This window comes from uncultured Aquimarina sp., assembly GCF_947495315.1.
GTDB lineage: Bacteria > Bacteroidota > Bacteroidia > Flavobacteriales > Flavobacteriaceae > Aquimarina.
This window is the reverse complement of sequence record NZ_CANLYD010000018.1, coordinates 101,272-128,031: the sequence shown is the minus strand read 5'-3', so window position 1 is coordinate 128,031 and position 26,760 is coordinate 101,272. Positions and strand designations below refer to the sequence as shown.

General features: G+C 32.6%; 22 protein-coding genes. 9 read left to right on the top strand and 13 right to left on the bottom strand.

What is annotated here, in order from left to right; all coding sequences use genetic code 11:
* Window positions 1-479: 479 nt before the first annotated feature.
* From Q0910_RS24480 to Q0910_RS24460, 5 genes are all read right to left on the bottom strand, one after another.
* Window positions 480-1,397, bottom strand: coding sequence for an NAD(P)/FAD-dependent oxidoreductase (locus Q0910_RS24480; RefSeq protein WP_299222573.1), 918 nt, complete (start codon window positions 1,395-1,397; stop codon window positions 480-482).
* Window positions 1,398-1,500: 103 nt separating this feature from the next.
* Entirely contained in the window at window positions 1,501-1,692 is a 192-nt protein-coding gene (locus Q0910_RS24475; protein ID WP_299222571.1) for a hypothetical protein, read from the bottom strand.
* Between the two features lie 60 nt (window positions 1,693-1,752).
* On the bottom strand, window positions 1,753-2,310 hold the full coding sequence (locus tag Q0910_RS24470) for a TetR family transcriptional regulator (RefSeq protein ID WP_299222569.1): 558 nt from the start codon (window positions 2,308-2,310) through the stop codon (window positions 1,753-1,755).
* A 930-nt stretch (window positions 2,311-3,240) separates the two neighbouring features.
* Window positions 3,241-3,840, bottom strand: coding sequence for a DUF6642 family protein (locus Q0910_RS24465; RefSeq protein ID WP_299222567.1), 600 nt, complete (start codon window positions 3,838-3,840; stop codon window positions 3,241-3,243).
* 432 nt (window positions 3,841-4,272) lie between these two features.
* Complete coding sequence (locus Q0910_RS24460; protein ID WP_299222565.1) at window positions 4,273-5,430, bottom strand: hypothetical protein; 1,158 nt, start codon at window positions 5,428-5,430, stop codon at window positions 4,273-4,275.
* 587 nt (window positions 5,431-6,017) lie between these two features.
* Between Q0910_RS24460 and Q0910_RS24455 the strand changes: the two genes are divergently transcribed.
* The 5 genes from Q0910_RS24455 to Q0910_RS24435 all read left to right on the top strand — a co-directional run bounded on the left by Q0910_RS24455 (window position 6,018) and on the right by Q0910_RS24435 (window position 11,830).
* The gene (locus Q0910_RS24455) at window positions 6,018-6,857 is read left to right on the top strand and encodes a universal stress protein (RefSeq protein WP_299222563.1); all 840 of its coding nucleotides are present in this window, start codon (window positions 6,018-6,020) and stop codon (window positions 6,855-6,857) included.
* A gap of 174 nt (window positions 6,858-7,031) precedes the next feature.
* The gene (locus Q0910_RS24450; RefSeq protein WP_299222561.1) at window positions 7,032-7,898 is read left to right on the top strand and encodes a universal stress protein; all 867 of its coding nucleotides are present in this window, start codon (window positions 7,032-7,034) and stop codon (window positions 7,896-7,898) included.
* A 61-nt stretch (window positions 7,899-7,959) separates the two neighbouring features.
* A complete protein-coding gene (locus tag Q0910_RS24445) occupies window positions 7,960-9,219 on the top strand; it encodes a cation:proton antiporter (RefSeq protein WP_299222559.1) in 1,260 nt (419 codons plus the stop codon).
* A 538-nt stretch (window positions 9,220-9,757) separates the two neighbouring features.
* Window positions 9,758-10,678: an ABC transporter ATP-binding protein gene (locus Q0910_RS24440; protein ID WP_299222557.1), complete on the top strand. Its 921-nt coding sequence runs from the start codon at window positions 9,758-9,760 to the stop codon at window positions 10,676-10,678.
* Between the two features lie 36 nt (window positions 10,679-10,714).
* A complete protein-coding gene (locus Q0910_RS24435) occupies window positions 10,715-11,830 on the top strand; it encodes an ABC transporter permease (protein WP_299222555.1) in 1,116 nt (371 codons plus the stop codon).
* 89 nt (window positions 11,831-11,919) lie between these two features.
* Here the strand turns inward: Q0910_RS24435 and Q0910_RS24430 are convergent, their stop codons facing one another.
* Window positions 11,920-13,569 (bottom strand): S41 family peptidase, encoded by a 1,650-nt coding sequence (locus Q0910_RS24430; protein ID WP_299222553.1) that lies wholly within the window; start codon window positions 13,567-13,569, stop codon window positions 11,920-11,922.
* A 162-nt stretch (window positions 13,570-13,731) separates the two neighbouring features.
* On the opposite strand from Q0910_RS24430, the gene Q0910_RS24425 reads away from it, so the two are divergent.
* On the top strand, window positions 13,732-14,490 hold the full coding sequence (locus tag Q0910_RS24425; protein ID WP_299222551.1) for a helix-turn-helix transcriptional regulator: 759 nt from the start codon (window positions 13,732-13,734) through the stop codon (window positions 14,488-14,490).
* A 19-nt stretch (window positions 14,491-14,509) separates the two neighbouring features.
* Here Q0910_RS24425 and Q0910_RS24420 read toward each other — a convergent pair whose 3' ends face one another.
* From Q0910_RS24420 to Q0910_RS24405, 4 genes are all read right to left on the bottom strand, one after another.
* Window positions 14,510-16,003: a serine hydrolase gene (locus Q0910_RS24420; protein WP_299222548.1), complete on the bottom strand. Its 1,494-nt coding sequence runs from the start codon at window positions 16,001-16,003 to the stop codon at window positions 14,510-14,512.
* 218 nt (window positions 16,004-16,221) lie between these two features.
* A complete protein-coding gene (locus tag Q0910_RS24415; protein WP_299222546.1) occupies window positions 16,222-16,635 on the bottom strand; it encodes a nuclear transport factor 2 family protein in 414 nt (137 codons plus the stop codon).
* Between the two features lie 117 nt (window positions 16,636-16,752).
* Window positions 16,753-17,811, bottom strand: coding sequence for a helix-turn-helix transcriptional regulator (locus Q0910_RS24410; protein ID WP_299222544.1), 1,059 nt, complete (start codon window positions 17,809-17,811; stop codon window positions 16,753-16,755).
* A gap of 151 nt (window positions 17,812-17,962) precedes the next feature.
* Window positions 17,963-20,155: a T9SS type A sorting domain-containing protein gene (locus Q0910_RS24405; protein WP_299222542.1), complete on the bottom strand. Its 2,193-nt coding sequence runs from the start codon at window positions 20,153-20,155 to the stop codon at window positions 17,963-17,965.
* A gap of 453 nt (window positions 20,156-20,608) precedes the next feature.
* Between Q0910_RS24405 and Q0910_RS24400 the strand changes: the two genes are divergently transcribed.
* Window positions 20,609-21,184 (top strand): DEAD/DEAH box helicase, encoded by a 576-nt coding sequence (locus Q0910_RS24400; RefSeq protein ID WP_299222540.1) that lies wholly within the window; start codon window positions 20,609-20,611, stop codon window positions 21,182-21,184.
* 37 nt (window positions 21,185-21,221) lie between these two features.
* Window positions 21,222-21,866, top strand: coding sequence for a thiamine phosphate synthase (thiE, locus tag Q0910_RS24395; RefSeq protein ID WP_299222538.1), 645 nt, complete (start codon window positions 21,222-21,224; stop codon window positions 21,864-21,866).
* A 63-nt stretch (window positions 21,867-21,929) separates the two neighbouring features.
* Here the strand turns inward: thiE and Q0910_RS24390 are convergent, their stop codons facing one another.
* The 3 genes from Q0910_RS24390 to Q0910_RS24380 form a co-directional block, all read right to left on the bottom strand.
* Window positions 21,930-24,089 (bottom strand): DUF5916 domain-containing protein, encoded by a 2,160-nt coding sequence (locus Q0910_RS24390; RefSeq protein WP_299222537.1) that lies wholly within the window; start codon window positions 24,087-24,089, stop codon window positions 21,930-21,932.
* 1 nt (window position 24,090) lies between these two features.
* Window positions 24,091-24,522 (bottom strand): nuclear transport factor 2 family protein, encoded by a 432-nt coding sequence (locus Q0910_RS24385; protein WP_299222535.1) that lies wholly within the window; start codon window positions 24,520-24,522, stop codon window positions 24,091-24,093.
* A 97-nt stretch (window positions 24,523-24,619) separates the two neighbouring features.
* Window positions 24,620-25,675, bottom strand: a complete 1,056-nt coding sequence (locus Q0910_RS24380) for a helix-turn-helix domain-containing protein (protein ID WP_299222534.1) — start codon at window positions 25,673-25,675, stop codon at window positions 24,620-24,622.
* A gap of 169 nt (window positions 25,676-25,844) precedes the next feature.
* On the opposite strand from Q0910_RS24380, the gene Q0910_RS24375 reads away from it, so the two are divergent.
* Window positions 25,845-26,744, top strand: a complete 900-nt coding sequence (locus tag Q0910_RS24375) for an EamA family transporter (RefSeq protein ID WP_299222533.1) — start codon at window positions 25,845-25,847, stop codon at window positions 26,742-26,744.
* Window positions 26,745-26,760 lie beyond the last annotated feature (16 nt).

Below are 26,760 nucleotides of genomic sequence, written 5' to 3'. Positions count from 1 at the left end.
GTTTGGTATTGCAAATATACTAAATGTTTTAAAAACAAACAAATTAATGTTTTATATTAAAACAATGTATTATAGTACCCATTCCATACACATTCCCCTACTCTCCTACTGTCGTTTCGGGACAATAAGTGTTACATTACCTTTTTTTTAAAGGAACTTTTCGTTAGAAAACTTTTAAAATAAACCGTAGAGATAAAAAAGCCAACACACCTCCTCGCCCACAATTTTAAAGATTCTCAATCTTTAAAAAATTATGTCGTACCAAAGCAAAGTGACCCTTCGGCAAGCTCAGGGTAATACATAACGCAAGTACATTATAGTACAAATGTATATTATAGCAAATTGGCGCATACGTAGTATATTATATAATTGCAGATTGTCACTGATATATTTCAAACGGATTTAAAAAACATTGATAAAACGGATTTAAAATCGGTTACTGATACTTAACCCATTACTACAAGCTATTTATTCTAATATTAATCGCCTATCCAATCTTCCTGTATCATTTCCATATTAGAAACACCACCAGAAAGATTTCCAGCGTATACCGCTTGAGCAACCGAACGTATAAAAGTAGTGTTGTCCCCACAGGCGAACACACCGGGAACCGATGTTTTTTGGAACATATCCACTTCGATATACCCTTGCTCGTTGAGTTGACATTCTAATGCCGAAGGTATAGCCGAGTGCTGCTCAAAGGGGACACGTGCATAAAGTGCCTTTAGGGTTTGCTTAGTACCATCCTTGAATTTTAGTTTTTCAATATGACCTTTTGTATGCTCAATAGAAGCAATAGGCTTTTCAATTACGACGATATTGTTTTGGTTGAGTTCATTAACTTGGTCCTCACTCAGTTCGGATTTTCCATTGGTGTAAACGGATAGTTCGTCCGTCCAGTTTGAAATCAACTTTGCTGTTTCAAAAGCACTGTCCCCATTTGCGAGGATACCTGTTTTTACCTTCCGTACTTCATAGCCGTGGCAATAAGGACAATGTACTGCTGTGATTCCCCAGCATTCAGCAAAACCATCTATTCTGGGTAGAATATCCTTTATACCAGTAGCGAAGACAAGTTTTCTACCTTGAAAAGATTGACCGGATTGCGTTATAATTTCAAAACCATCTTTCGTTTTTTTTCCTTTTACTGCAAAATCCTTTAAAAATTGTACCGTTGGATATTCCAAAACCTGTTCTTTTGCTTTTGCGGAAATAGATGCAGGGGTAGCACCATCTTGCGTGATAAAGTTATGGGAATGCGGGGTCTGCTCGTTGCAAGGATTTCCCGCATCGATGATAAGGACGTTTCTAAGTGACCTTCCTAAAGCCATTGCTGCAGAAAGACCTGCATAACTGCCACCTATAATCAGCACATCGAATATTGTTTCTTTTGTCATAATATCTAATTTTTTAAAAGCGGATAACGGCAAGGGTAGCATAACTACCGCTGACGCAAATAAACTTTGTTTTATAAATTTTCTTCGGTTTCTCATTGTCTTATCAGAGTAAGCTATGGTGTAAATCATTAATGGCTTCTTCGATAGAATCCCCATACCCTTTTAGAATTCCATCACCATTTAAATCAGTAAGTACTACTGTATATTTGGAATTTAGGACTTCTATTTTTAAGTGTTTCAAATCCATTGGATTTATGGAACATCTTTTTATATTTTCTTCTAAGGTTTCAATCATTATCGTTTCATAGTTTTTAGAGTTATGTCTCAAAATTGAGACATATAGTTTTAAATTTTTTTAAGGTGCAATTCCTTTTATAAATGAATTCCAAGCAAAATTTCTGATATTGGATTTTGATGATTTACCAGTGTCATTGGCATTTACTGTACTATTAATAATTCCAGCGTGTAAATTTTGAATCCACTGAACCGTCATCTGTTTATTGATAATACCACTTTTCTGTAACTCTTTAACGATGTTCATAAAACTGTTATATATGAAATCATAGTCAGCACAATCTTTATTATTTTTATTGTGGTTATGACCATCTTTCTGATGAAGTTTGTAGAAAAACGAATACTTTGCACCACAATCAATCCCAGCGTATAGCATATTTTCCAGCTGAATCAATGGATCATTAGAACTTTTGATAGCAGCTACCATTGCTTTCTTGCAACTTACTTCCATTTCTTTCTCACAAACAGCAACCAATTCATTACGGTCTTTAAAATATCGATGCAAAGTCCTTCGGGTAATATTAGCATTGTCAGCCACCTTTTGAAGGGGTGCCGAATAATCAGAATTGAAAACTTTTATTGCAGATTCAATAATTCTAGATTTTGTCTCTAATATCATATAATACAAAAATAAAATAATTTTTATATTGTCACAAATATGTGACATTAAATTATTGATAAAATTCAACTTATCATACTTAGTCAATTCCTTACATTCCCAAAAAATCCTGTCACAAATATTAATTATATTTAAATAACTTCGGCACATCGAAGGCCTAAACATATTTGATTTCTATTTCCTCTATAGTAAACTGTGCTTTGCTAATTTTCATTTAATTCTAAATTTTCCCGTTTGAAGTGTATGAACTTATCTTGTTTTTTAATGAAATCTGTACGTAAACGTTAAATTTGAAGATTTTCAAGAAGGAAAAACGGCTGTAAATAAAAATAAATCAATGAAAGTCACAAGAGGTTATTATTTATGGAGGAAACTGGGCTCGAACCTGTGACCTTAGGGTTATGAGTCCGGAGGTTCATTACTACAGTTATTTTTTTGTTTTTAAATGGCTAAATGATACTGATTGGTTGACCGTATTTAATTGAATACTTTGAATCAAGGACTATAACTCCTTAAAAAAATCAGACAATTTGATATTAAAGTAATCGCATAACCCAGATCATGTACTTACCGTAATATTCACTTTACTCCTTTCAATTCTAGAAATATAGATACCAAAAATTACACCAGATGGAAACTCTTTAAAACCTTTAGCAAAAGAATGTTACAATCGACTAAAGTATCTTATTGATTTGTAGGTATTAGGCTTAGGTGCTTTTGATTTAAATATTATAGATAGCTACCCATTCCAGACACATTACACTCCCCTCCTGCCAATTCGACAGGGCTCAGTGTGACAGCTCAGGACAGGCGTCACGCAAGTACATTATAGTACAAATGTATTTATTGAAGTAAATTGACGATCCGCCGTGGCGGATTGACATAATTGCAGATACAGTGACACCGCCAGATGTTTTATATTCTCAGTGTTTAGTAATACAATCTAAAATCAAGTAGTTTACAGGCTTTGTAATGTCTTTGATGCAACTCTTCTACAACATCTAACATATTCTCATCTTCTTTAAATAAGTTAAAGAATGCTATATCAAGATTTGAGCTAGTTATTCCATTATATTCATTTCCATACCCGGAAACACCTTTTGCACCAGTGATATCCAAAAAATATTGTGCTTCTTCTTCGTTTAAATCTAGAACTTTTGCATTTGAAAAATGTAAAATCTTTCCTTTTAATCTTCCTTCAAAAATTTCTGCAATTTCTTGTAGACTATAATAATAGCCATTCAAACAAATACTATTTGCTTCACCTTTTATAACGAAGTAGATTATTTCATAGTTTTTAAAATTATGATCATCCAAGACCAATGCATTTAAGCTAGCTTCTAAACCTTCAATGGTATCGCATGTTTTATAAATACTGGCTACTCCGTATTGCGAAGTCAATTTTTCTAATTTTTTTTGTGCTTCAGTAATCTTGTCCGTTTCTATATCGTGAACGGCTTCTAAACAGTAAATGAAATAATCTGTATCTACAAATTGTTCTTGGGGTAATTGCTGTCTTTTCTCTAACAAATTTTCAGGATTTATGCAACGTATATAAATAGCAAAAATAATATAACTTTTTTATTCTTTTTAACCATTTCATATAAAACACCTAAAAACAACAAGCTATTTTAAAATTTTAAAACCACACATAGTATTTGAATTAATAAAAAAATACTAAACTAGAATATAATTATCAACTGCATTGGCATTACTCATTGTTCGTTATTTTATATTTTGGAAATCGTGAACCTCCTAAGGTCGGTTTCTCACTGCGCTCCTATCCCTTCTACAAAACTTCGACACTTCGATAAACTCAGTGTAAACTAATCAGTGTAACAGCTCAGAGTTATATAACGCAAATACACGTGTACGCCAAAATCAAATGAAGGTGGATGATAATACAAAATAGTAATTATATACTATTTTGGTTGTTGTTTTAAATATTTGATACAGAGTAGATTATTGATTAATAGCTTTTAAATGGGCATATACTGGCTGTCCTTTTACTTTCATCTCTACTTCTCTATCAAAAATCTTAATACCTTTTACTTGATTCAATTTTCCGTCTGGAGCGAAAGCTTTAACACCATAGAATTCCCCGTTTTCATTTATAGCTTTAACATTAATAATAGTACCTGAACGACTAATGCCTTTTATATCTAGTTTTATAGTATCTTCAGTTAATGCTTTAATTTCGTAAATAGTACCGTCTTTTCCAATAGCAGTAATAGGTGCATATTCGTCTGAACTTTGCATTATTTTAACAGGTAGTTCGAACCCCTCTACAAATGCCTTAATATTCATAAAACTATGTTGTTTAGAATCTTGTGTTGCTTTTACATCAAATTTATTGCCATCAGCGTCAAAAGCTTTCACATCTAGATTTTTACCATCAGCAGTTACCGCCTTAATATTCCAGATAATTCTTTCGAAATCAGTTTTATACTTTCTTTTCTTATTAATTTCCGATTTTTTAAACATTTTAAACTCAGCTTCATTAGCAGCTGGGTGCATTGCTTTCACATGAGCATGGACGGCTACACCTTTTAATGTCATCTCTCTTTCTCCTGTGTTAACCTTTATACCTTTAATATCATTCTGTTTTCCGTCTGGAGAAATAGCTTGCAATCCAATATATTTCCCCTCTTTAGTAATGGCTTTCATGATGACAATATTTCCAAATCTTCTAATGCCTTTTATATCCAGTTTTTCCCCTTCTGCAGTTATTGCTTTAATTTCATACGAATTTCCTTGATTACTTATAGCTGCAACGGGGGCAAATTGGGCATCATTCAGTAACAATTTAACCGGTAATTCCTCACTATCTCCAATAGCTTTAACATCTAAGAAGCTATTTTGATCGGAGTTTTGAATTGCCTTAATATCGAAGAATTTCCCCTCTTCGCTAAAGGCCTTAACATCTAAGCTTTTTCCATCTGGAAGAATGGCTTTAACATTCCAATAGATATTGTTAACTTTTACAATTTCCTCTGTTTCAGTTATACTAGTTTCATCTTTTGAAGGGCTATTATTACAGGCTGTTAATAAGAATAAAAAACCAAGAATAAACAAATTATAACTGATAGATCTAATGAATGAATGGTTTGAATTTCTCATAATTAAAACTTAACTTTTGAATTATCTAAAAGTAAAAAAAGATGATACCATTTTTCCTGATATTAGTCATAAAAAAATAGATGTATATTGGTTTCACACACCTGTCTACTGACAGGCGGGCATTATGCTGCCCTTCTATGGTTCGACTTCGCTCACTAGAGGTTAACTCGAATAATAAGCCCGTCTGCCGGAATGAAATGCAGGAGGATGTTGCATCACCTTTTTAAAGAAGCTTTTAGCTCACAAGTTTTCTATCGTTTTAGACGAGTTCGTGAAATGAATAATTTGCTTACCAAATTAGAATTCGGCGAAGCCAATCTTCGATTTCGTTAGAAAACTTTTAAAGAAACTGTAGAGATAAAAAAGCCAACACACCTCCTTGCCCACAATTTTAAAGATTCTCAATCTTCGAAATGATGTCGTACCGAAGCAAAGTGACCCTTCGATTGCGCTCAGGGTAAACTACACACAAATAGATTATGTTCTGGGAATTAATTTTGAACTATGAAATCAAAAACTGATTAAAATCATTGTAAAACCCTGGATAAAAACATAGGTTTAATGTCATTATGATGAAATAACATACCATGAAAAAAAGAATACTTATAGCAACTGATTTTTCTAAAAATGCTCAAAATGCTATTAATTATGCTATCAACCTATATAAGCATGACACCTGTGAGTTTTACATCTTAAACGCCTATAATATAAAGGCTTTCACCATGGAACTTACTGCAATAAGAGATATAGAAGAATCTAAACAAAAATCTATTACAGGATTATCAAATATCCTTGATAGGCTATCGGTTACCAATAATTCAAAGAATCATGAATATCATATGGTTTCAGAGTATGGTTCTTTAATAGAAATAATGAAAGAGATAATAGACAAGCGCGATATCTATATTATTATTATGGGTACCAAAGGAGATACGGATTCTAGAACACAAATCTATGGAAGCCAGACCGTACTTGCAATGGAAAGAATTAGAAACTGTCCCGTTTTAGCCATCCCAGGAAAAGCAGTCTTTAAAGAAATAAAGCAAATTGTTTTTCCAACAGGTTACATAACACCTTATAAAAAAAGAGAATTTCAATACTTGATAGATATCGCAAAAAATACAAGCGCAGCAATACGTATTTTACACGTCATGGATAAGGATAAACAATTAAACGAAGCCCAACTTAATAACCAATTACTTTTAAAAGATTATTTTAAAGGATTAGAACACTCTTTTCATACAATATATGATATGGAGGCGCAAGCGGCTCTTAATTCTTTTATTGAGAGTCAAGATATTGACATGGTTGCCTTTATTAATAAAAAGCACAATTTCTTTAGCTGGATTTTATCCAAACCTATGGTAAAACACCTAGCGTATTATTCCACCATTCCAATATTGGGATTGCATGATTTCGGAAACTAATAAATAATAATAAAACGCATTGTTTGGGGAGGTAATCAAACAGCTTTAAGGTTTTTCTTAAGGACTATAATGAGTGCATAACAAAGGTAGTTTTAGAATATCGAGGATATGCTTTAAACCATAAATATTGAAATTTCACCTCTTTTACTAAACAACATTTTGAAACCTGTAAAAATGAACTCAAAATTATTGATATACCCAACTGACTTTTCTGATTGTGCGAAAAATGCCATGATTTATGCCATTGCAATGAGTAAAGCACTAAAGTGTAAAATTAGAGTAGTACATGCTGTTGAGATTAGTTCACTAGCATCCACTGAAGAAAATCCTGATATACTTTTATATGCAATCAAATTATTAGAGGAACAAGCAGAGAAGAAACTGCAAAAATTGAAAGAAAAAATAGAAACCTTTAGTCTGGAATGCGAATACGACATAGTAAAAGGTAGAACCTTATTTCTTAAAGAACATATGCAAAAATTACACCCATTTATGATAGTAATGGGTACCGCTGGTAAAAATGGGCTCGAAAATAGAATATTTGGAAGTTTTGCTGCCCAAACCATTCGTAATCCAAAATCTATCGTCTTGGTAATTCCCCAAAAAGCGAAGTTCAACAATTTTTCTGAAATAGTCTTTGCAACAGATTTTCATACAAAAGATAAAATTTGTCTTACGTTTATGAATAAAATAACGAAGTATTATGGATCTCGTCTTAGAGTAATTCATGTAAGTGAAAATTTTGAAGATTTAAAAGGAGAACAAGAGAAATTTTCACAATTAGAAGAAGAAATAACCGAAGTAATTAGTAGTCATAATATTCATTTTGAACTCCTACATGGTGAAGGTGCAGAAGATAAATTATTAGAACTTGTTGAAAGTTCGGAACCAGATATGATAGCCTTAATAACAAGAAAACGAAACTTTATTGAACGTATTTTCGAAAAAAGTCTATCGAAAAAAATGGTAAATCATACAAATATACCTGTCCTTGTTTTTCATAGTTCAAATGATTTGTTTAACAATTTAGGAATAACATAAGGCGAACCCAAGTTCAATAAAGTAATATTAGAGAATTAGAAAACACCAGAGAAACGTAAACATGAATCACCTCAATGAAAGTCACATCTTACTTTTTCTTTTGCAAATCCTTGTTCTTCTGGGTAGTGCAAGAACTCTTAGTGTTATCTTTGAATCCTTTAAAATACCTGCCATCGTTGGTGAAATTCTAGCTGGTATCCTATTGGGACCAACACTTCTTGGACGAGTTTCCCCTTCCTTGCAGCTCTGGCTCTTTCCCTCAGACCAGATACAATCCACTATGCTCGAAACAGTATCTTGGCTTGGGGTATTCTTTCTTTTACTCGCTTCGGGTTTTCATGTAGATATTAAAAAAGCAATTCTTAGTGGTCGTGCTGCAATGCTAATTGGTATCGTAGGAGTATTGTTTCCTATAGCTATAGGCTTTCCTGTGTTTAGTGCTTTTGATCCCATCTATTGGGGAGACAAAGCAAACGCCTACACATTTCCACTGTTTTTGTCAGTAGCGGGTTCTATAACTGCAATATCTGTTGTCGCACGTACTCTAAATGATCTTGAAATTAGTAAAACACCAAAAGGATCCCTTGCGCTTTCCTCCTGTGCTATTAATGATATCTTCGGTTGGTTTTTATTCACTGTGGTTATCTCACTAGCAACACCTCATACTATAAGTATTGTCGAAATAGTCGCTTCAGTCTTAGGTATCATAGTATTTGTCGTCTTAAGTGTTTCTTATGGTTCTAAACTATTGAGTGCTGCGCTGCGCTATGTAAAATCAACCACACTACCACAGCCAGCAGCATCACAATCCTTAATTGCAAGTTTAGGCTTACTTTGTGGCGCTATTACACAGTGGTTGGGTATTCATGCTATTCTTGGATTCTTTCTTGCTGGTACTATCGCAAGAAGTGCAAAAGGTGTATCAGATGATCTTCGTAAGAGTGTTTCTGACACTTTGCATGCCATATTTGTACCGCTCTTCTTTGCTACACTTGGTCTCAAAATCGATTTCTTAACTGGTATGGTATTATGGCCTACAGTTATCTTTTGCGCGGTTGCAATCTTGGGTAAATTTGTAGGTGCTTGGTTAGGAGCGAAACTAGGCAAACAGTCCCAACAAACATCAATTTTAATGGGTATTACTTTCATTCCAGGCGGTGCCATGGAAATTGTAGTCGCTACGCTCGCACTTGAACTTCAACTCATTGGACATGCAATATTCGTAGCCATAGTATTTGCAGCACTTGCATCTTCAATTCTGGCCGGTCCACTAATCGGAATCCAAAAACGTCGCATGGGGATTAGTGAAAGAACAAGCTAATAGCTTGTTAGACAAAACCAAGCCGCCTGCAACTGTAATTAATGTAAAGACGTTGAAAATGATTTACGAGCATTTTAGTTAACTTAACAAGTATAAGAAATGGTTTAAATTATAAACTTCATTCTACATATATTTTGCTGTCACTTTACTGCTCTACTACAAAAAGAGCGTTCCATTACCTTTTAAAATAAACTTTTAGTTCACAATGTTTCTATTATTCTAGAGGAGTTTATGAAATGAATAATTTGCTTACCAAATTAGAATTCGGCGAAGCTAATCTTCGATTTCGTTAGAAAACTTTTAAAAAAACTAAAGAAGTAGTAAACGCCACCGCATCATCTAGTTCCTACTTCAAAAGATCTACTAGACCTTCCTCATTCGGCAATTCCAAAGCAAAGTACTCCTTCTTTATTTCATTTCGAGGAACAGGATTTTCACCCAACACACAATTCATCCTTAAAAAAATACAATTCAGTAACATCATTTATAGATATCGTATTGGGTTCACGACATTTGAATTATCAATGAACAACTAACTATGATTGAAGTACAAAACCTTTCCAAATCATTCCAGAACATACAAGCAGTACATGATATTAGCTTTACCATTAAAAAAGGAGAAATCTTCGGACTCTTAGGTCCCAATGGTGCTGGAAAATCTACCACACTGAATATGATGAGTGCTATTTTAAAAAGTGATGCAGGAACTATTCATATTGATGGTAAAAACAGTAGTGAAAATTCTTCTGCATGTAAACATTTAATTGGGGTTGTACCTCAGGAGATATCCTTATACGAAGACCTTTCTGCATATCAGAACTTGTTGTTCTGGGGTAATTTATATGGAATTCCATCCAAAATACTGAAAGAAAGAATCCATACAACCCTGGAATTGATTGGATTGCTAGATCGAAAGAAAGATTTGATCAAAACCTATTCTGGGGGAATGAAACGCAGAATCAATATTGCTGCGGCATTGTTACATCATCCGAAAGTATTATTCATGGACGAGCCAACTGTGGGGATCGATCCACAAAGTAGAAATCATATTTTTGAAGTCATTGAGACCTTGAATAAACAAGGAATGACCATTGTGTATACTACACATTATATGGAAGAAGTAGAGCGTTTGTGTGATCGCATTGCAATTATAGACTCAGGAAAAATCATCGCACAAGGAACACAATCTCAGTTAAAAGAATTGGTACAGCTGAAAGAAAGTATTCAATTCGAATTTAATTTCCTTTATGAGAACAATGTAGATCAACTAAGAGAATTACTTTCCTATTCTATGACACAAAATAAAAACAAGCTATTAATAGAAAGTACAGTGCAAGAACTTTCTACAGTGATTTCAGCCTGTAATGATTTGCAATTACCCATCAAAGACATACAATTGAATAAAATAAACCTCGAAGCGATTTTTTTAAACCTAACCGGAAAACAACTAAGAGATTAGTCGCCATCATATCCATCTATTACAAAATCAACTATTATGATATTTACTGTTTTAAAAAAAGACTTACGATTGTTTTTCATGGACAAAAAAGGAGTCTTGATTACCTTTCTATTACCTATTATTATGATTACACTATTTGCATTTGCTTTTGGTGGGGTTGCCAAAAAGCAAAGTGCTCCAAAACCTTTAGGAGTGTTGGTGGTGGATAAAGATGATACAATGGCTTCTCAAGAATTGATTGCAAAATTAAATGCCATGCAAACCATTCGTTTGATAGCTTCTGAAGAAGAGAAAGCTTTAGATCTTGTTAGAAAAGGGAAAAATGTAGCTGCTTTAATTTTTGAAAAAGGATTTTCGGATGCTGTCACTGCGGATACAGATTTACCTATCGAATTAAAATACGACGCTGCGCGAGATTTACAGATGCGAATTGTACATACAGTTTTAAAAGAAGGATTCAAGTATCATTTAGGAAAAGTAGATGTGATGAATACCATAAAGCTAAAAACTACTTCGTTGATCAAAGAGAGTTCAACCAAAGCACATCCTGGTTTGGTACAAGCTGTAGGAGGAACTGCAATAATGATGTTGTTGTTTAGTATTGCTGCTATTGGCGGTGGATTATTAGATGAAAAAGAAGCAGGAACTTTAAAACGTTTATTAATAGCTCCTGTAAAACCATTATACATTTTATTAGCAAAAATGGGAACGGCCATGGTGGTTTCTATTTTACAATTAACCGCGATGTTTGTCTTCGCCTGGTTAGCCTTCGGATTACCTATTTTTATGGATCTATTTTCATTGCTATTATTGATTTTATGTATCTCGTTTGCAGTATCTAGTTTTGGAGTTTTACTAGTGTCAACGGTAAAAACCCGTCAACAATTACAAGGAATGAGTACGATTATTATCATTCTGATGTCTGCCATTGGAGGCAGTATGATTCCGATTAATATGATGCCAGCATTCATGCAAAACATTGCGGTAATTAGCGTGAATTATTGGGGAATTGAAGGTTTCTTTGATATTTTTTGGAGACAACTACCTTTGATAGCCATTCTTCCTAAAATGGGTATTCTATTAGCCATTGGTTTGGGAATGACTTTGGTTTCTACCGTATTGTTTAAGAAGAATATTATTGCAATAGAGTAATGTATTCAGATATAAAATATAACAAGTGTACACATTATAATAACTGTACACTTGTTATATTTAGAATTACTATTAATGTCATATTACCATCAATCAACCTCGCTAAGCATCTCTTTAGCACTCTTCCCTATCTCTCCATAAGTATCTAAAGAAATAGCCTTTTGGAGTACTTCTTTTGCTTTTTGAGTTTCTCCAGCTGCCATATAGGATTCCCCTAGATATTTATACCCGTTTGCCGAATTTGGAAATAATTGTAATACCATAGAACATACTTGGATAGATGCCTGGATTTGTGGTACACGACCGCTTTGCAACAACATGTTTCCTACTTTAAGTAGTTCTGTCTCAAAATCACAAAACGCATACAATGGGTCTTGGATCATTTTAGGAAGTTCTTCAGTCAATTTTTGTGATTGTCCAGATATATATAAGCTTGTGATATAATCCATGGGCCTGGGTTTAAAATCAGGTACATTAAAAGTTAATGCTGCCTCTAATACAGGGTCCTGATTGTTAGCATACTCATCAAAACTCATAGTGACTGGAATACTAGGAGCTATCCAATCAGCATTCTCTAAAGCCGGCTTATCCTGCCACCATAAATATGACAAAGAAATATCAATAGTACTGTTTGGTAATTTTACAGGGCGGTTATCACCCCAAAAATTGATGTTTTCTGCTGTGGGCTCTCCTACAAAAATGACATTGGTATAATTGTCCATTTCATTAACGAGATTTTGGCAAGCAGAAAAGGTTCGTCTTCCAATAATAACAAATAGCTTTCCTATTTTATTGATCTTTTCATTTTTAATGAGACCTTTTATAACATCTTTATTCAAATAGTTATTTCCACCGCCATTTAAACGCAAATCAATAATTAATTTCTCGGTATCATTAGTTTCTATTTCATCAAAAACACGGGTGTAAAAATCCTTGGTACTTTCTCCGGCTTCATCTCTAATTCTGCTATGTCGAACATACATCGCCTTTTCTTTAGCTAAGTATTCTGAGAAGTAAACCTTATCTAGTTTCTGTAAATATAGAGGTGTTGTTGATTGATCTCTGGCATCTAACCAATTTTCATTTTGATGTACATAACCACGATGTGTAGGCACACGTTCTCCTTTAGCCAACACAGTAAAGGATTGTATAAATTGGTTGCCATTTTTTTCTAAAGTAAGAGTAACTTTATTTTGAAGGGTTTTTGTTAGTTTTTGAGCGTGTAAGACTTCAGGGTATCGTATATTATTAATTCCGTAGGCTTTAAAATATTGTAAGTTTTCTACTTCTACTGTCGGTTCAATTGCTTTTAGAACTTCTGAAATAGGCTTCCCTTCTACTGCTATGACTTTTGCTCCAACTGCTTCTGGGTAATTCTTGTGCGTTCCCTGAATATAAATTCCATCATTAAATTCATATAAATTGAAAGGAAATTGTGAAAATTCAAAAGGCTTTTGATGGAAACTAACATAAGTATGCCCGTATTTGAATAAAGACACGAGTCGAGAAATCCCAACAATAATTTCGTGTTCTTGTAAATTCGCAATGTCATTGTATAGTGTTTCCACTTCGGTATCAAAATCTTCTTTTGTTGTTTTTACAAAAAGAAACGAGTAGTCTTTATGTATCGTACTTTGTAAAAATCGAAGGTCTTCCTGCCATTGAGTAGCACTTAAGGTTTCTTGTGCCGACAATTGAAGAAATAGGAATACATGTAGTGTAAAAAGTATTTTTTTCATGTTATTAAATTTTGTTTTCTACTACCAAAACTAAGTGTATCCGAATGTTCTTAAGCTACACCCAAGAGTAGTTTCTAAAAAATGTATTATTTGCATAAGGCTTATTTAGACAATTAGCACTACACTCTCGAGTAGTTTTTAAAAAAACTTATATTTGTTACTATGGCTGACATCAATTCTTTTTTCTCTTTAAAAAATACAATCGGAAATCTAACAGATAACGATATCAATCAAACAGCAAATTATCTCGAAGTCATAGAAGCCTTTACAAGAACTACATACCAGAGCATTTATGTGATTGATTATGAAATAAAAGGATTTGAATATGTGTCGGACAACCCGTTATTTTTATGTGGAAATTCTGCTTCAGAAGTCAAAGAAATGGGATATGATTTTTATTTTAAATATGTGCCAGAAAAAGATTTGGAACTACTTTTAAAAATAAATACAATCGGTTTTGACTTTTATGAAAAAATACCTCTTCAAGAGCGAAAGGATTATAGTATATCATATGATTTTCATTTAAAAAATGAAGAGGGCAAAACCATTTTAATCAATCAAAAGCTGACACCTTTATTTTTAACAGAAAGCGGAAAAATATGGAAAGCAATTTGTTTCGTTTCACTATCTACACAACAGAATTCTGGTAATATTACCATTACCAAAAAAGATGGTGCACAAAAAATGACTTATGATCTAACTACCGATTGTTGGAAATCTGTAAAAAAGATTGAACTCTCTATGAGAGAAAAAGAAATACTGCAATATTCTATTAGAGGCTATGCAATAAATGAAATTTCAGAAAAAATTTATATTTCTCCTGATACTGTAAAGTTTCACAGAAAAAAACTTTTTGAAAAGCTAGGTGTTGCTAATATTTATGAAGCTATTTCTTATGCAACTATTAACAAATTATTATAACCTATATTCTTTCTATTATTTATTCCATTTTAATAAAATGTTCTGGTGCATCAGAAAACTTAATTGATAATTCAGATACTTCACCGTTATTATCCGAGTAAAAGTTAATATAAAATGAAGGCGTGTTTTGATGATGTATTTCTGTCACTCTATTTATAAATGTATTATATCCTACATGTTCCAAATACATCTTAAAAGCCGGAAACTTAATCATCAAATTTTCTCCTTCTAGAAAAACACTCACTATTCCATAAGCTTCAGAAAAGTATTTACCACAAAAATCTTTCAATTCATGACTTGTTTTTTTCTCAGTATTAATAGGTTTGAAACTTACATTTGGAACAATAGCTTCTCCGATTTTTATCTCATAATCTTTCCACGATTTTTTGTCCAAATCCAAGAGTCTATTTAATACCATATCACTTATTGGTTTTGTTAATAGATTAGAAGAACCTTGATTGGTTAAAATAATGATGCCAATTTTTTTATGCGGATATAAGTCCACACTTGCCGTAAAACCAGACACGTTACCTGCGTGATTCACTCTATATAGATCATTATATTGATGTACAAACCAACCATAACCATATGTATCTGTTAGTAGGTTATATTTTTTATCAAAACTAAAACTTCCTCTAATGATATTATGTTCGCTAAAAGAATTTTCTAGGTATTGCTTTGGTATCAATTGTTTATCATTATATAATCCGCCATTTAATAACATTACTACCCATTTAGATAAGTCTAATGAACTACTATTTATGGCTCCAGAGGCATATGATTCGTGCTGATCTTCATAGACTACTTCTATTGGATTTCCATTTGTTATACTATATCCTAACGAATAGTTGTCACTGGATTGCAAGGCATCCAAAGAGCAATTGGAATGCTTCATTTGCAATGGATTAAAAATCTCATCTTGAACGTTTTCTGCCCACGTTTTTCCTGAAATTTGTGATGAAACTTCTCCTAGTATCGCATATCCCATATTACTATAATCAAAACGTTCTCTTACCGAACTATTAGGTGCTAACCGAGTTAACCGTTTTAGATGTTTTTCTATATCATCCGTTGGAAAGAATACATGAGTAGCATCTACAACTCCAATTCCCGAGTTATGGGATAACAAATCCTCGATTGTAATCAGGTTATTCATCTCATCAGTTGAGAATCGTAAATATGGTATGAATTTACTTGGTCTATCCGTTACAGAAAGTTTGTCTTTTCCTAAATACACTCCTATTAGAGATGCCGTTATCGGCTTAGAAACCGAACCAATCGGAAATATTGTATTTGGTGTTACCGGTAGTTTTTTTTCTAAATTCCTATACCCAAACCCTTTTGAATAAATGATTTTTCCATTTTCCACGATTGATATAGACATACCAATAGTTTGATACGTATACATTAAACTATCGATATCTTCTTCTAATCCGATAAAACGTACATCAATATCCTGAGCTTGGATCTGAGAGCAAAACAAAAACAAAAATGATGAGATTAGTTGCTTCATAAAGTAGCCGCCATATATAGTTAAAATATCTACTATTACATTTTCTATTAGCTAATAGATATTGAACTCATCTTGAGCAATGGTTTTCAACCGAAAAGTTTGGCTTTTGTGCTATAATGAAGTAGGTTTTTTTCAGCATAGCCATAGCTACCAACAAAATTAGAGTGCAAAATGTAAATTTTGTAGGTCAAAGCATTACTCAAGATAAGTTCACTAATTCAATAACTAACATGGGTATATGATTTATGGATAATTTTCCATTTTCCTTCTACCTTTAGTAACATCATATAATCCGTATAAAGTCGCTTTCTGGTTGGGACATCAATTTCTACTTTGGCCATAGCAGCATTGTTAACCACATCTATAGAAACGATCTTCCCTACTCTATCCCGCTTTTGCCCTTCTTTAAAATAACCAATATATTTTTTGCCAGAAGTAATGCTCAGGGTATCGTTAGCAATGGAATATAAATTTAAATCTTTATGAAAAGCATTTTTTATTCGTTCTGGTGCCCCGTTAGCTGTTCCTTCTATATAATCTAAAAGGGTTTCGGTGATTTGATCTTTGTCTGATTGTGCAAGTACTATTTCAAAACTGATTAGGCATAAGAATACTACAAATAGGTTTTTCATTGTTCGCTTTTTTTATAAGATTGATTTCGAATGCTAATCTATTTGAAACCTTGAAAATCGACATATAAAAAAAGGTTTATGTTCTTCGGATTTATAATTCCGAAGAAAAAACTGTGGTTACTCCAAGGATTTTTTAAACTGAGATGGTGTCATTCCTTCTTGTTTTTTAAAAGCAGCATAAAAAGTAGAATTTGATTTAAAACCACATTCATTTCCGATAGCTTCTAGGGTAAGTAATGTATTGGTTTGAATCAATTTTGTAGCCGTTTTTATACGATGTGTGTTGATATAATTTGAAAAACTTAATCCCAAATTGTCATTTAAATACTGGGAGAGTTCGTGAGGTTTTATATGAAGTTGATCTGCAACATCTGATAACTTTAAGTTAGGATTACGATGTATTTCTTCCTCTTTAAACAAGGTATCTAACTTATCTGCAATCGAAGAAGCTTTTTCTTGATCAATCTTTCTATTGGCATATTTTACAGTAGGTGTAAGAAATGTAAGTGTACTTTTTCTTCGTTTTATAATCCAGATAACCAATGTGATATAAAACGTAAAAGAAAATGATAAAGCTCCTACAATATATGAGGTGTAGGTTGTAGTATTATATGCCAACCAAATAATAAAACCACCTGTAACAATATTAATGATCCAGAAATCTAGTGTAGTAATCTTTTTTGTTCTACTCCAAAGTATCTTAAATGTATTTCTGGCCTGATAGATGGCAGCTATTGTATATAGTGTCCATTGAGTAAATAACAGCATCCCAAAGATTCTTGGAGGACTACGCCACCACAAATGCCTATATTCTCTATAAGGATATTCGATACTAATAACAGTCATAAATATCAATACCGGAATAATATGAAATAACCAATTCCATTTATGGACTTTATGAGGATTTATGGCAATTTTGGTATACAAATATAAAAATGGACCGATTAAAAAACAGGCTGCTAATCCTACACTTACGAATACAGAAGATGTGCCTGGATAAAACGTTAGGAAAACAGACTTGGTAACACGTACACTGATTACAAATAACAGCGCTGCTAGAAAATGAGTGGCTCTACTTCTATTCTTAATTAAAAATCCAAAATATAGACTCAAAAAAAGTCCATTAAAAGCTCCTAAGGCACTAAAAAAGAATAACAAGTTTTTACTGAATTCCAAATGATCATAAGTTAGCTTCACAAATATAAGAAATGTTATTTCTGATTTTCAGTATTCTTTATAGTCTGAAACTTTTAGATAGCTGGTAAAAAGAAAAGATGCCTCAGTGAGAATTCTGAAGCATCTTTTATATATGATGAATTATTATTTATTATCTAACAATTAATTTTTTAGTGATTCCTTCCTCTCCTTCAGATTTAATTTTCACAACATAAATCCCAGAACTAAGTCCTAAGCTATTCGCAGAGAAATTGTTTACACCTGATTGTAATCTAGCCTCATATTTTTTCTGTCCTAATATGGTATAAATACTTACCATAGTTTCTACAGTACTTTCTGAGTTCAGGTTTAAAGAAAATAGATCGTTTGTAGGATTCGGAGTCATTTTAATAGCACCTATACCTTCATTCTCATTACCTAATATTGGTTGTTTAATGTCCAATCCAGCAATCACTCGTTCTACAGATACACCATTACAAGATCCTTCATATATTTTTACATTCGAAAAAATAGAATTATTTCCTGAACCACCATCATTATCGTTTATAAATACTAATCTATCCATAGATCCTGTATAGAAATTTCCGACAGGAATTACATAGGTAGTAGTACCAGATGAATAGTTATCAAAGTTAGTAACACCATAGTTCTGAGTACCGTGTACTTTAAAATAACGTGATGATGTTAACGAATTGTCATTCTCAAAACCTACTGCATGAATCTCTCCCTGGGATGTACTACTAAAATCAAATTCGATAACGGTATTTGCCGTAACGTTGTAATTAAGACCAATAAATTTCCACGTATTGTTAGTTAATGATAACGCATCTCCTCCACTTCCTATAGAGAAATTACCTGCGCTATCTTGGTTAGAAAACGAAGTAATTGCAAAATCATTAAAATCAATACTTTCACATGTTGGTCCTGGATCTACGGTACCGTTCTGGATGGATACCGCATCGATTGCAATATCACTTTGCCATCCACTACCTCCAGAACCAGTTACTACATTAAATCGTAGCTGAACACTTGGGTTACCAGCATAATCCGATAGATTTATACTTGTACCATTCCATACATTCCCTTGATCTCCAGATCTGCTAAATACAGATAACCAGTTTCCTGTGTTATTCGTTCTTGCTTCTACTGTTAAACTATTAATAGCACTACCAAACATATGATACTGAAAGTTAAGCGTTGGAGTATCAACTCCACTAAAATCTAAACAAGGTGAATTAAGTATGGCCCTTTTATTAGGGAAACCGGTGCCATTACCAGATGCCTCTACATAAAGGTAAAAATTGCCATCTGCTCCATTAGACGGGCCTGTACTGTTAGAAGGTGTACCTCCAGAATCTCTAGTCCAGTTTATATCATCACTAGTGGATTGCGACCATTGTCCTAAACTACTTTCGAAACTTTCACTAAAAGGAAAGGATGCTATTGTAGTACTACAGGCTGTAGGTGGCGGTGGCGGAGTACCATCTATGGCTCCATCTATATCAAATCGAGAAAAGAAATTCCAAACCTCTTGAGAAGTATTTACATTTCCACCATTCCAGCTATGTCCTTTTCCTTGAACTCTAATAAATTCTGCTGTCACACCATTATCACCATTATCCCAAATAGAACGCGTAGACCCACCTCCTAATTGAATTACATCTGGTGTAGGGTCTCCATTATTAACAGCAGACCAGTATTCCATTACATCCTGTATGGGTTCATTACTTCCATTACCGTTTATGGAAATTACATTATCATTAGTACCTGTTATTTGCAATACAGCCGTTGGATGTTGCGGTTGACATTGATTATTATTAATCCATGATCTAGTCATACTACCTGCAACAGAAGCTACTGCTGCAATTCTAGGGCTTAATTCACAAGCCAATCGATAACTAAAAAAACCTCCGTTAGAGAATCCCGTTGCATAAATTCGTTTTTCATTGATATTATAATCCTGCTGAATTTTGTCTATCAAAGCGTCAGAAAATCCTAGATCATCTTCATTACCACCAAAATTATTGTTTATTGCCCATCCTGCAAGAAAGCCAAGGCCTTGTGGTGTTACAAATATAAATTGATTGTCTTCGGCTAGTTGTCTAAAATCACTCTGATTATACTGAGTATCAATGTTGTTGGTGAATCCGTGAAAATTTAAAATTAAAGGAGTTGGTGTACTGGCATCGTAACTTGCGGGAATATAAAGACGATATTGCCTTGTTCTACCATCATTTTGTAAAGTAGCATTAATAACCTGCTGTGCTTGCATGGCGACAGTAGTCATCATTGTTATGGCCAATAGCCATAAAGTTCTTTTCGTAAAGCTTAGTTGAGTTTTCATTTTTAGGTTTTAGATTAAATGATTTGTGTTAAATAGTTTAAAAAGTATTATGCGTGAATAATAAATTAGTTGAGGCGCAAATATATTTAATTAATTATGTAAATGTTAATTTTATTATTAAAAAAATACAATATTTACAATTTTGTTATATAAAAAATAAGATAAGCGTAAATTTTTGGGATATCTACGACGATTCCAAAGGATTTATCTGAGTTTAATCGATTTTTACTAAGCGTTTATCCTGCTCTTTTTTTTAATTTTTTAACACTCAATTATTACATTTCTTAAGTTTACTACTCTAATACTTTAGATTAGAAAAAGTAAATATCGGTTTATTCCGTTTCTAGGTAGTATCTTTGTTTCATACCAGAATAACAATTAAGAATCTTACGCTAAACAATCATTTCTTTAATTCCTATGCCTTTTAAAAAATTACATTCCCACATAAAAGAGATGCTAGCGCATCTAGAAATTACAACACCTACTTCTTTTCAAAGCAAAAGCATTCCAGTAATAAAAAGTGGTGCTAATGTCTTTTGTGCAGCTTCAAAAGATAGTGGGAAAACGACTACCCTTATACTTACTACTTTGCAAAAGTTAAAATGTGAGGCTGTAGGAAATGCTCCAAGGGCTATAGTTCTTGTAGAAAATACAGAAAGAGCTTTGGAGTTATATGATGCTTTTTTAGCGTATACCAAGCACAATTCACTACGAGTTTATGTAGGGCACGAAAAGCTTCATATTGATCTACAAAAATCAGAAATATTTGAAGGTGTAGATATTCTTATTTCTACGCCTAAATCAATGAATAAGTTATTGTTATCAAATGGCGTAAGTACTTCTCAATTGAAGATTTTTAGTGTAGACGATGCCGAGTTTTTAGTTCAAAACTCAGCATATACTTCTATACTTTCCATAACCCGAGGTATTAAAAAATGTCAGTATATATTATACTCAGAAAAAATACCTCCAAAACTAAAACGTTTTGAATCTAGTTTTATGGAATACGCTAAAACAATTGCTACATAGATGTTTTTTCGACTGTTTATGATAATACAACTAACATATGATTATACCTAAATTACATTATATATCGCAGGGAAATTCTCCAAAAGAGCATGTAGAGAACATCCAAAAAGCGTGTACATCTGGTGCAGAATTAGTACAGTTACGATTAAAAGGTATTTCAGAAAAAAAACTTTTAAAATTTGCTAAAGAAGCTAGAGAAATCACAGCTCATTTTCAGACGAGATTAATCATTAATGATCATTATAAAATAGCAAAAGAAGTTAAAGCGGATGGGGTACATTTAGGAAAAACTGATTCCTGCCCTACTATAGTCAGACCATACTTATATACTTGGCAAATTATTGGAGGAACAGCAAATACCTTACAAGATTGCGAAACATTAATTAACAAAGAAGTAGATTATATTGGTTTAGGTCCTTTTAGATTTACAACCACCAAAGATAATTTAAGTCCGGTTTTAGGCATAAGTGGTTATACTTCAATTATAGAAGCCTTAAAGACCAAAACACCGATTATTGGTATTGGAGGCATCACTACAGAAGACGTTACATACATATTAAAAACAGGTGTTTCTGGAATAGCTGTTTCTGGAGAAATTACGCGTGATTTTAATACCATTAGGACATTTAATGAATTACTAAATGCATCTTCGACAAAAGAACAACGGCATACATTTAAATAAAATATGGGTGATAATGTGAAATGACCTTTATATGGATTATGTTGTCTTCTCCTCTATTATTTATCAAAAATCTAATCTATAATTAATTTTAAAAGCTACTCCCCAATTTTCAGACTCTATACGTTTATTATAGTTATTAGTAACTACTAGATATACGTATGATAAAGGTTTGTACTCCCATTGTAACCTACTGTTAATATTGAAGTTATCTCCTTGAGTATTATATTGTACATAGGTAGTCCAATTTATCCTATTACTAAAAAACACTTGTCCAGTAAAACGTGCTAAATGAAACGTTTCTTTACCAAGCTCCGGTAAATCAATGGAGTTTACATCATAGGATAGTTCTACATTAGCAAAAGGTAATAATTGGTAATTAAGATAAGCGCCACCAGCGGTTCGTTGTCCATTATAATAAGTTCCTCTTTGTAGGTTAACACGATATCGAAATGCTTGGTTATTGGCTGAATTATATCCTATTTTTAAAATCCCAAAGCGATAAATATCTGGTATTAATGAATTGCCGTTTCCTAAAGGATCAAAACCATATTTTAGATCTATATAATCATAGTTAAGTACAAAATATACCGCAGACAAATTTTTAAAGAAAATAGCCGAATTGAAGAAGTTTTGCGACTGTGTCAATCTACCACTTTCATCAAAATAATTATTAAGACCATAATTTGCAAAACGAATGGAATTTATGAGGTTCGATGTTTTATAAAAAGCTTCATATTCTATACCGGAGGATGTTTGAATATAACCTTCTCGTATTTGAACATCATTAATAGCGTCATAATTAAATAATCTTGGAGTAAACCCAACATCCGTCGTATAGTTTTCTTCTACCTTTTTTATAGAAGTATTCCAATTTAACCCTCGCTTATTATAAGATATACCTGTATTATAAAAACTAGTGTTTTTAGAAATTCCATCGCTAAAACTTGTACTATAATTCGCTTCACCTATCCATTTATTATTCTCGGAAGTATATCGTAAATTTAAGCCTGCTACCCTATTGTAGTCATCAATAAATTCTAGTTTATCCGTTTCCTGTCTATTAATAAAGTATCCGGTTGTTGTAATGTTTTTTGTTACTTGTTGTTCTGTAACTAGTACTCCATAATTTTGTGAGGCTATTTCTTCCTCTTTACTCGTTTGTACATTCAATAGACCTATTCTGGTTTTTGGAGCTACATTCCCAGAGAGTTTTACCCCAAATTGAATACCACTACCTGCTCCTATTCTTCTCGAATAAAAAGGATTAACTCCAAAAACTCCTAAACTTGAAAACAAATCACTATTCTCTAAAAAGAAGTTTCTTTGTTCAGGAAAAAAAATGGAGAAACGAGATAAATTGGTTACTTGTTGATCCACGTCAATTTGAGAAAAATCTGGATTTATCGTTAGGTCCAATTTTAAAGATGATGTTACATTATATTGTACATCTAAGCTTGGTGTGAATGTCTTTATTTCTTCATCCTCTAGAATGTCTTTTTGATAGTTCGTGGTAATTGAAGGAGTTACGGTAAATTTTGAAGGTGCTTTATTCGGTAGATTCTCCACGATAAATTTTTCAGTAAATCGCAAATCAAAATTCGAATAATTCCTTTTTACATTTTTAAAAATAGTCCAAGAATTATTCTTGATATCACGAACATAAAACTGAACCCCAAAAACAGCGTTATTAGTATTGTAGTTTAGTGATTTTAGGGGTATGGCCATTTCGTATTGTTTTTTTGTACCGTTTAGCAATGCCTGAGATTTCCATACAGTATTCCAGTTAAAGTTCATTGCGTATCCTTCACTGTTCCTGCCTATCAAACCATCAGTTTGATTACCTAAAGAATTTAAAGCAAAAAAAGAAGCATTCTGTTCTTGGTTTTGGGTATCTAAAACTAGCACAAAACCATCACTCAAACCAATTGGCACATCCCTTTTCAAAGTACTTACTTGCGTCTTTTCTGTAGTATCATTATAAATAGCACTTACGAATAAATAGACACCATTATGAAATAGCTTTACAGAAGTTTGATTTTCTGCAATACCCTCATCAGTAGGTAAATAATTATAAAAATTAGTGTATCCAGGCACTTGCTGCCAAACATTTTCATCTATTTCTCCATCAATCTCGATGGTAGTATCTATGAACCTAATGACTGAATCTTGAGCAAATAAAGATGTTGATACTACTGTTATTAGGAGTAGAATGTAATGCTTCATCTTATTTATTTTCATCAACTCTAGTGGCAGTTTTGCTAATAATTTTCCAGGCTTCATTTTTCTTTTTCAGTAAGAAAAGATCTATATATAACATCCCTCTTTCTGGAAAAGAAATCTCAACCTTCGCCGTCGCTATATCTTTTACAATTTCTATTGCCAGAATTTTTCCGTAACGTCCATTAAAAGTTCCAAGGGCTTTATTCTTGAAAAAACCAGAATATTCTGTAGGAGTGAATCGTTTAAACAAACCATCCTTGGTGGTTAGATAAAGTGTAGCGTCTTCGGTAAATGCACTTTCTAATTGAGGGATCTTGTTATAAGAACTCCCATCAATATAGTTCTGAAGTGTTTTTTCAATAAGTGAAGTTTCAGATTGTGCGTTAGAAATTTGAACAATACATACAAGTATGAATGCAAATACATATGATTTCATAATAAAAGATTTAAAAGTTTATTCAAACCTCTTAAAATGACATTAATTTAAAATGATAGGTTATAATTTAGGTGTCCAGAATTATAAAATTGGAATATTATTCTTGAGAAAATTGCTTTTGAAATTCTGAAGGAGTCTTACCAACCACTTTCTTGAAAGTAGCGTAAAAGTTTGATTTGGAAGAGAATCCTGCTTCAAAACCGATAGTTTCTAATGTAAACTGGTTATTACTTATTAATAATCGTTTTGCTTCTTCTATTCTATGGTCATTAATAAACGATGCAAAACTTTTTCCTAAGTTATCATTTAATAATTGGGATAATTTATGGGTAGAAATATGTATATTCTTAGCTACATAGTGTAACTTAATATCACTTTCTTTATATAGTTCTTTTTCCTGCATGAGCGTATTCAATTGTTCAATTAAAAACTGTGCCTCTTTTGCATGGATCTTTTTAGCACTATATTTTTCAGGGATATCTTGGAAAATAGTTTCTCTATTTTTTTTAAACAGAAAAAAGAATAACAATGCATAAAATACTACGGAAAAAGTAATCGTTCCTATCAGGTATAAATAGAAATAACCAATCATATAGGCAATAAAAATAAGTATATTACCAATAAATACAGCTACTAACCAAAGTTCTGCAGTAGTGCATTTTTGAGTATTACTTGCTATTTTCTTAAAAATATATCGTAAAACATAACCCGAAAGAAAAAGGTACACTCCCCAAACGAGATAAATAAAATGTATAAAATACGTATGCCAAAAATATACATTCGATTCATAAGGCTTGAGAACACCTACAACAAGTACAATTAAAAATAATATCGAAAAGTGTATTTTCCAGGAATTTAAAACTTGTTTCGAATTGATTACTGAAGATTTTAAATAGTAAAACAATGAGACTCCAATCAAGAAACAAGCTGATAAACCTAACTGAGGAATTAATAAATCTTTTTCTTCAACAGGAGTAAAAATAATGTATACAGATTTACCAATACGAAGGCTTAGCATCAACACTAATAATCCGAAAAACAGGTTCTGAACTCGTTTTTGTTTACTCAAAAAAAGAAAATAAAAACTTACCAAAAATCCATTAAAAACACCTATCGCACAAATAAAAAACAGTAATGGATTATTGAAAGACATACATGTATTTTAGGCTCAAATATATAACTATCTTACTAAAAATTCAATAGATTCTATAGTCATAAAACGTAGGTTGTAATCAAAAATACAAAGAAGGAATTCAAGGTAATTTTAAAAGATAATTTCGATATTATAATTACAAAATAGCTTAAAAAACTATATTCGCGGCATGTGGATGTATTTAGGTTTATTAGCCGCACTTTTTTTAGGATTACATAACCTGTGTAAAAAACATGCTGTACAAGGAAATGAAGTCTTTCCTGTACTTTTAGGAACCATAGGTTCAGGGTTTTTATTACTTCTTCCGTTTTTTATTGGTTCGCTATATTTTCCAGAATATACTAAGGAAATAGGGTTTCATATTACTAGTATCTCCTGGAAAACTCATGGTTTTATCTTTATAAAATCAATGATCATGACTTCATCATGGGTTTTGGCATATCAAGCCTTAAAACATTTACCAATAACCATTGTAACACCCATACGTTCTGCGGGACCTTTTTTTACTTTTATCGGTGCAATTTTGATTTACCAAGAAAAACCTAACCTGCTGCAGTGGATCGGTTTTTTTCTTATCATATTTTCAGTAGTACTATACTCTAAAATAGGTAAAAAAGAAGGAATCAATTTTAAAAGAAATAAATGGATATTTGCCATTATTGGCGCTACATTTTTAGGAGCATCAAGTGGTTTATATGATAAATTCTTAATTCAGAGTTTAACGCTAAATCCGCAAACCTTACAATTTTGGTTTTGTTGGTATACTGTTTTAATACTGTTAGTGATTTTATCATTAACGTGGTTTAACAATTCAGAAAAGCGAAAAAAGTTTACCTGGCGTTGGACTATTGTCGCAGTTGGTGTTTTACTGCAGGCCGCAGACTATTTTTATTTTAAAGCGCTTCAAGATCCTGAGGCACTAATTATGTTATTATCTGCGATAAAACGTAGTCAAATACTAATTGCTGTGGTTATTGGCGGGTTGGTCTTTAAAGAAAAGAATAAGAGAAAAAAATTGATTCCTCTCTTCGGTATTATGATCGGTGTGTTTTTGATTTTGTATTCATAAAATTAAGTTACCTTTA

Bases quoted from the DNA above. Each gene is read 5' to 3' on its own strand.
- Q0910_RS24480 (WP_299222573.1), bottom strand. From the start codon at position 1,397: ATGACAAAAGAAACAATATTCGATGTGCTGATTATAGGTGGCAGTTAT.
- Q0910_RS24475 (WP_299222571.1), bottom strand. From the start codon at position 1,692: ATGATTGAAACCTTAGAAGAAAATATAAAAAGATGTTCCATAAATCCA.
- Q0910_RS24470 (WP_299222569.1), bottom strand. From the start codon at position 2,310: ATGATATTAGAGACAAAATCTAGAATTATTGAATCTGCAATAAAAGTT.
- Q0910_RS24460 (WP_299222565.1), bottom strand. From the start codon at position 5,430: ATGAGAAATTCAAACCATTCATTCATTAGATCTATCAGTTATAATTTG.
- Q0910_RS24455 (WP_299222563.1), top strand. From the start codon at position 6,018: ATGAAAAAAAGAATACTTATAGCAACTGATTTTTCTAAAAATGCTCAA.
- Q0910_RS24450 (WP_299222561.1), top strand. From the start codon at position 7,032: ATGAACTCAAAATTATTGATATACCCAACTGACTTTTCTGATTGTGCG.
- Q0910_RS24445 (WP_299222559.1), top strand. From the start codon at position 7,960: ATGAATCACCTCAATGAAAGTCACATCTTACTTTTTCTTTTGCAAATC.
- Q0910_RS24440 (WP_299222557.1), top strand. From the start codon at position 9,758: ATGATTGAAGTACAAAACCTTTCCAAATCATTCCAGAACATACAAGCA.
- Q0910_RS24435 (WP_299222555.1), top strand. From the start codon at position 10,715: ATGATATTTACTGTTTTAAAAAAAGACTTACGATTGTTTTTCATGGAC.
- Q0910_RS24430 (WP_299222553.1), bottom strand. From the start codon at position 13,569: ATGAAAAAAATACTTTTTACACTACATGTATTCCTATTTCTTCAATTG.
- Q0910_RS24425 (WP_299222551.1), top strand. From the start codon at position 13,732: ATGGCTGACATCAATTCTTTTTTCTCTTTAAAAAATACAATCGGAAAT.
- Q0910_RS24420 (WP_299222548.1), bottom strand. From the start codon at position 16,003: ATGAAGCAACTAATCTCATCATTTTTGTTTTTGTTTTGCTCTCAGATC.
- Q0910_RS24415 (WP_299222546.1), bottom strand. From the start codon at position 16,635: ATGAAAAACCTATTTGTAGTATTCTTATGCCTAATCAGTTTTGAAATA.
- Q0910_RS24405 (WP_299222542.1), bottom strand. From the start codon at position 20,155: ATGAAAACTCAACTAAGCTTTACGAAAAGAACTTTATGGCTATTGGCC.
- Q0910_RS24400 (WP_299222540.1), top strand. From the start codon at position 20,609: ATGCTAGCGCATCTAGAAATTACAACACCTACTTCTTTTCAAAGCAAA.
- thiE (WP_299222538.1), top strand. From the start codon at position 21,222: ATGATTATACCTAAATTACATTATATATCGCAGGGAAATTCTCCAAAA.
- Q0910_RS24390 (WP_299222537.1), bottom strand. From the start codon at position 24,089: ATGAAGCATTACATTCTACTCCTAATAACAGTAGTATCAACATCTTTA.
- Q0910_RS24385 (WP_299222535.1), bottom strand. From the start codon at position 24,522: ATGAAATCATATGTATTTGCATTCATACTTGTATGTATTGTTCAAATT.
- Q0910_RS24380 (WP_299222534.1), bottom strand. From the start codon at position 25,675: ATGTCTTTCAATAATCCATTACTGTTTTTTATTTGTGCGATAGGTGTT.
- Q0910_RS24375 (WP_299222533.1), top strand. From the start codon at position 25,845: ATGTGGATGTATTTAGGTTTATTAGCCGCACTTTTTTTAGGATTACAT.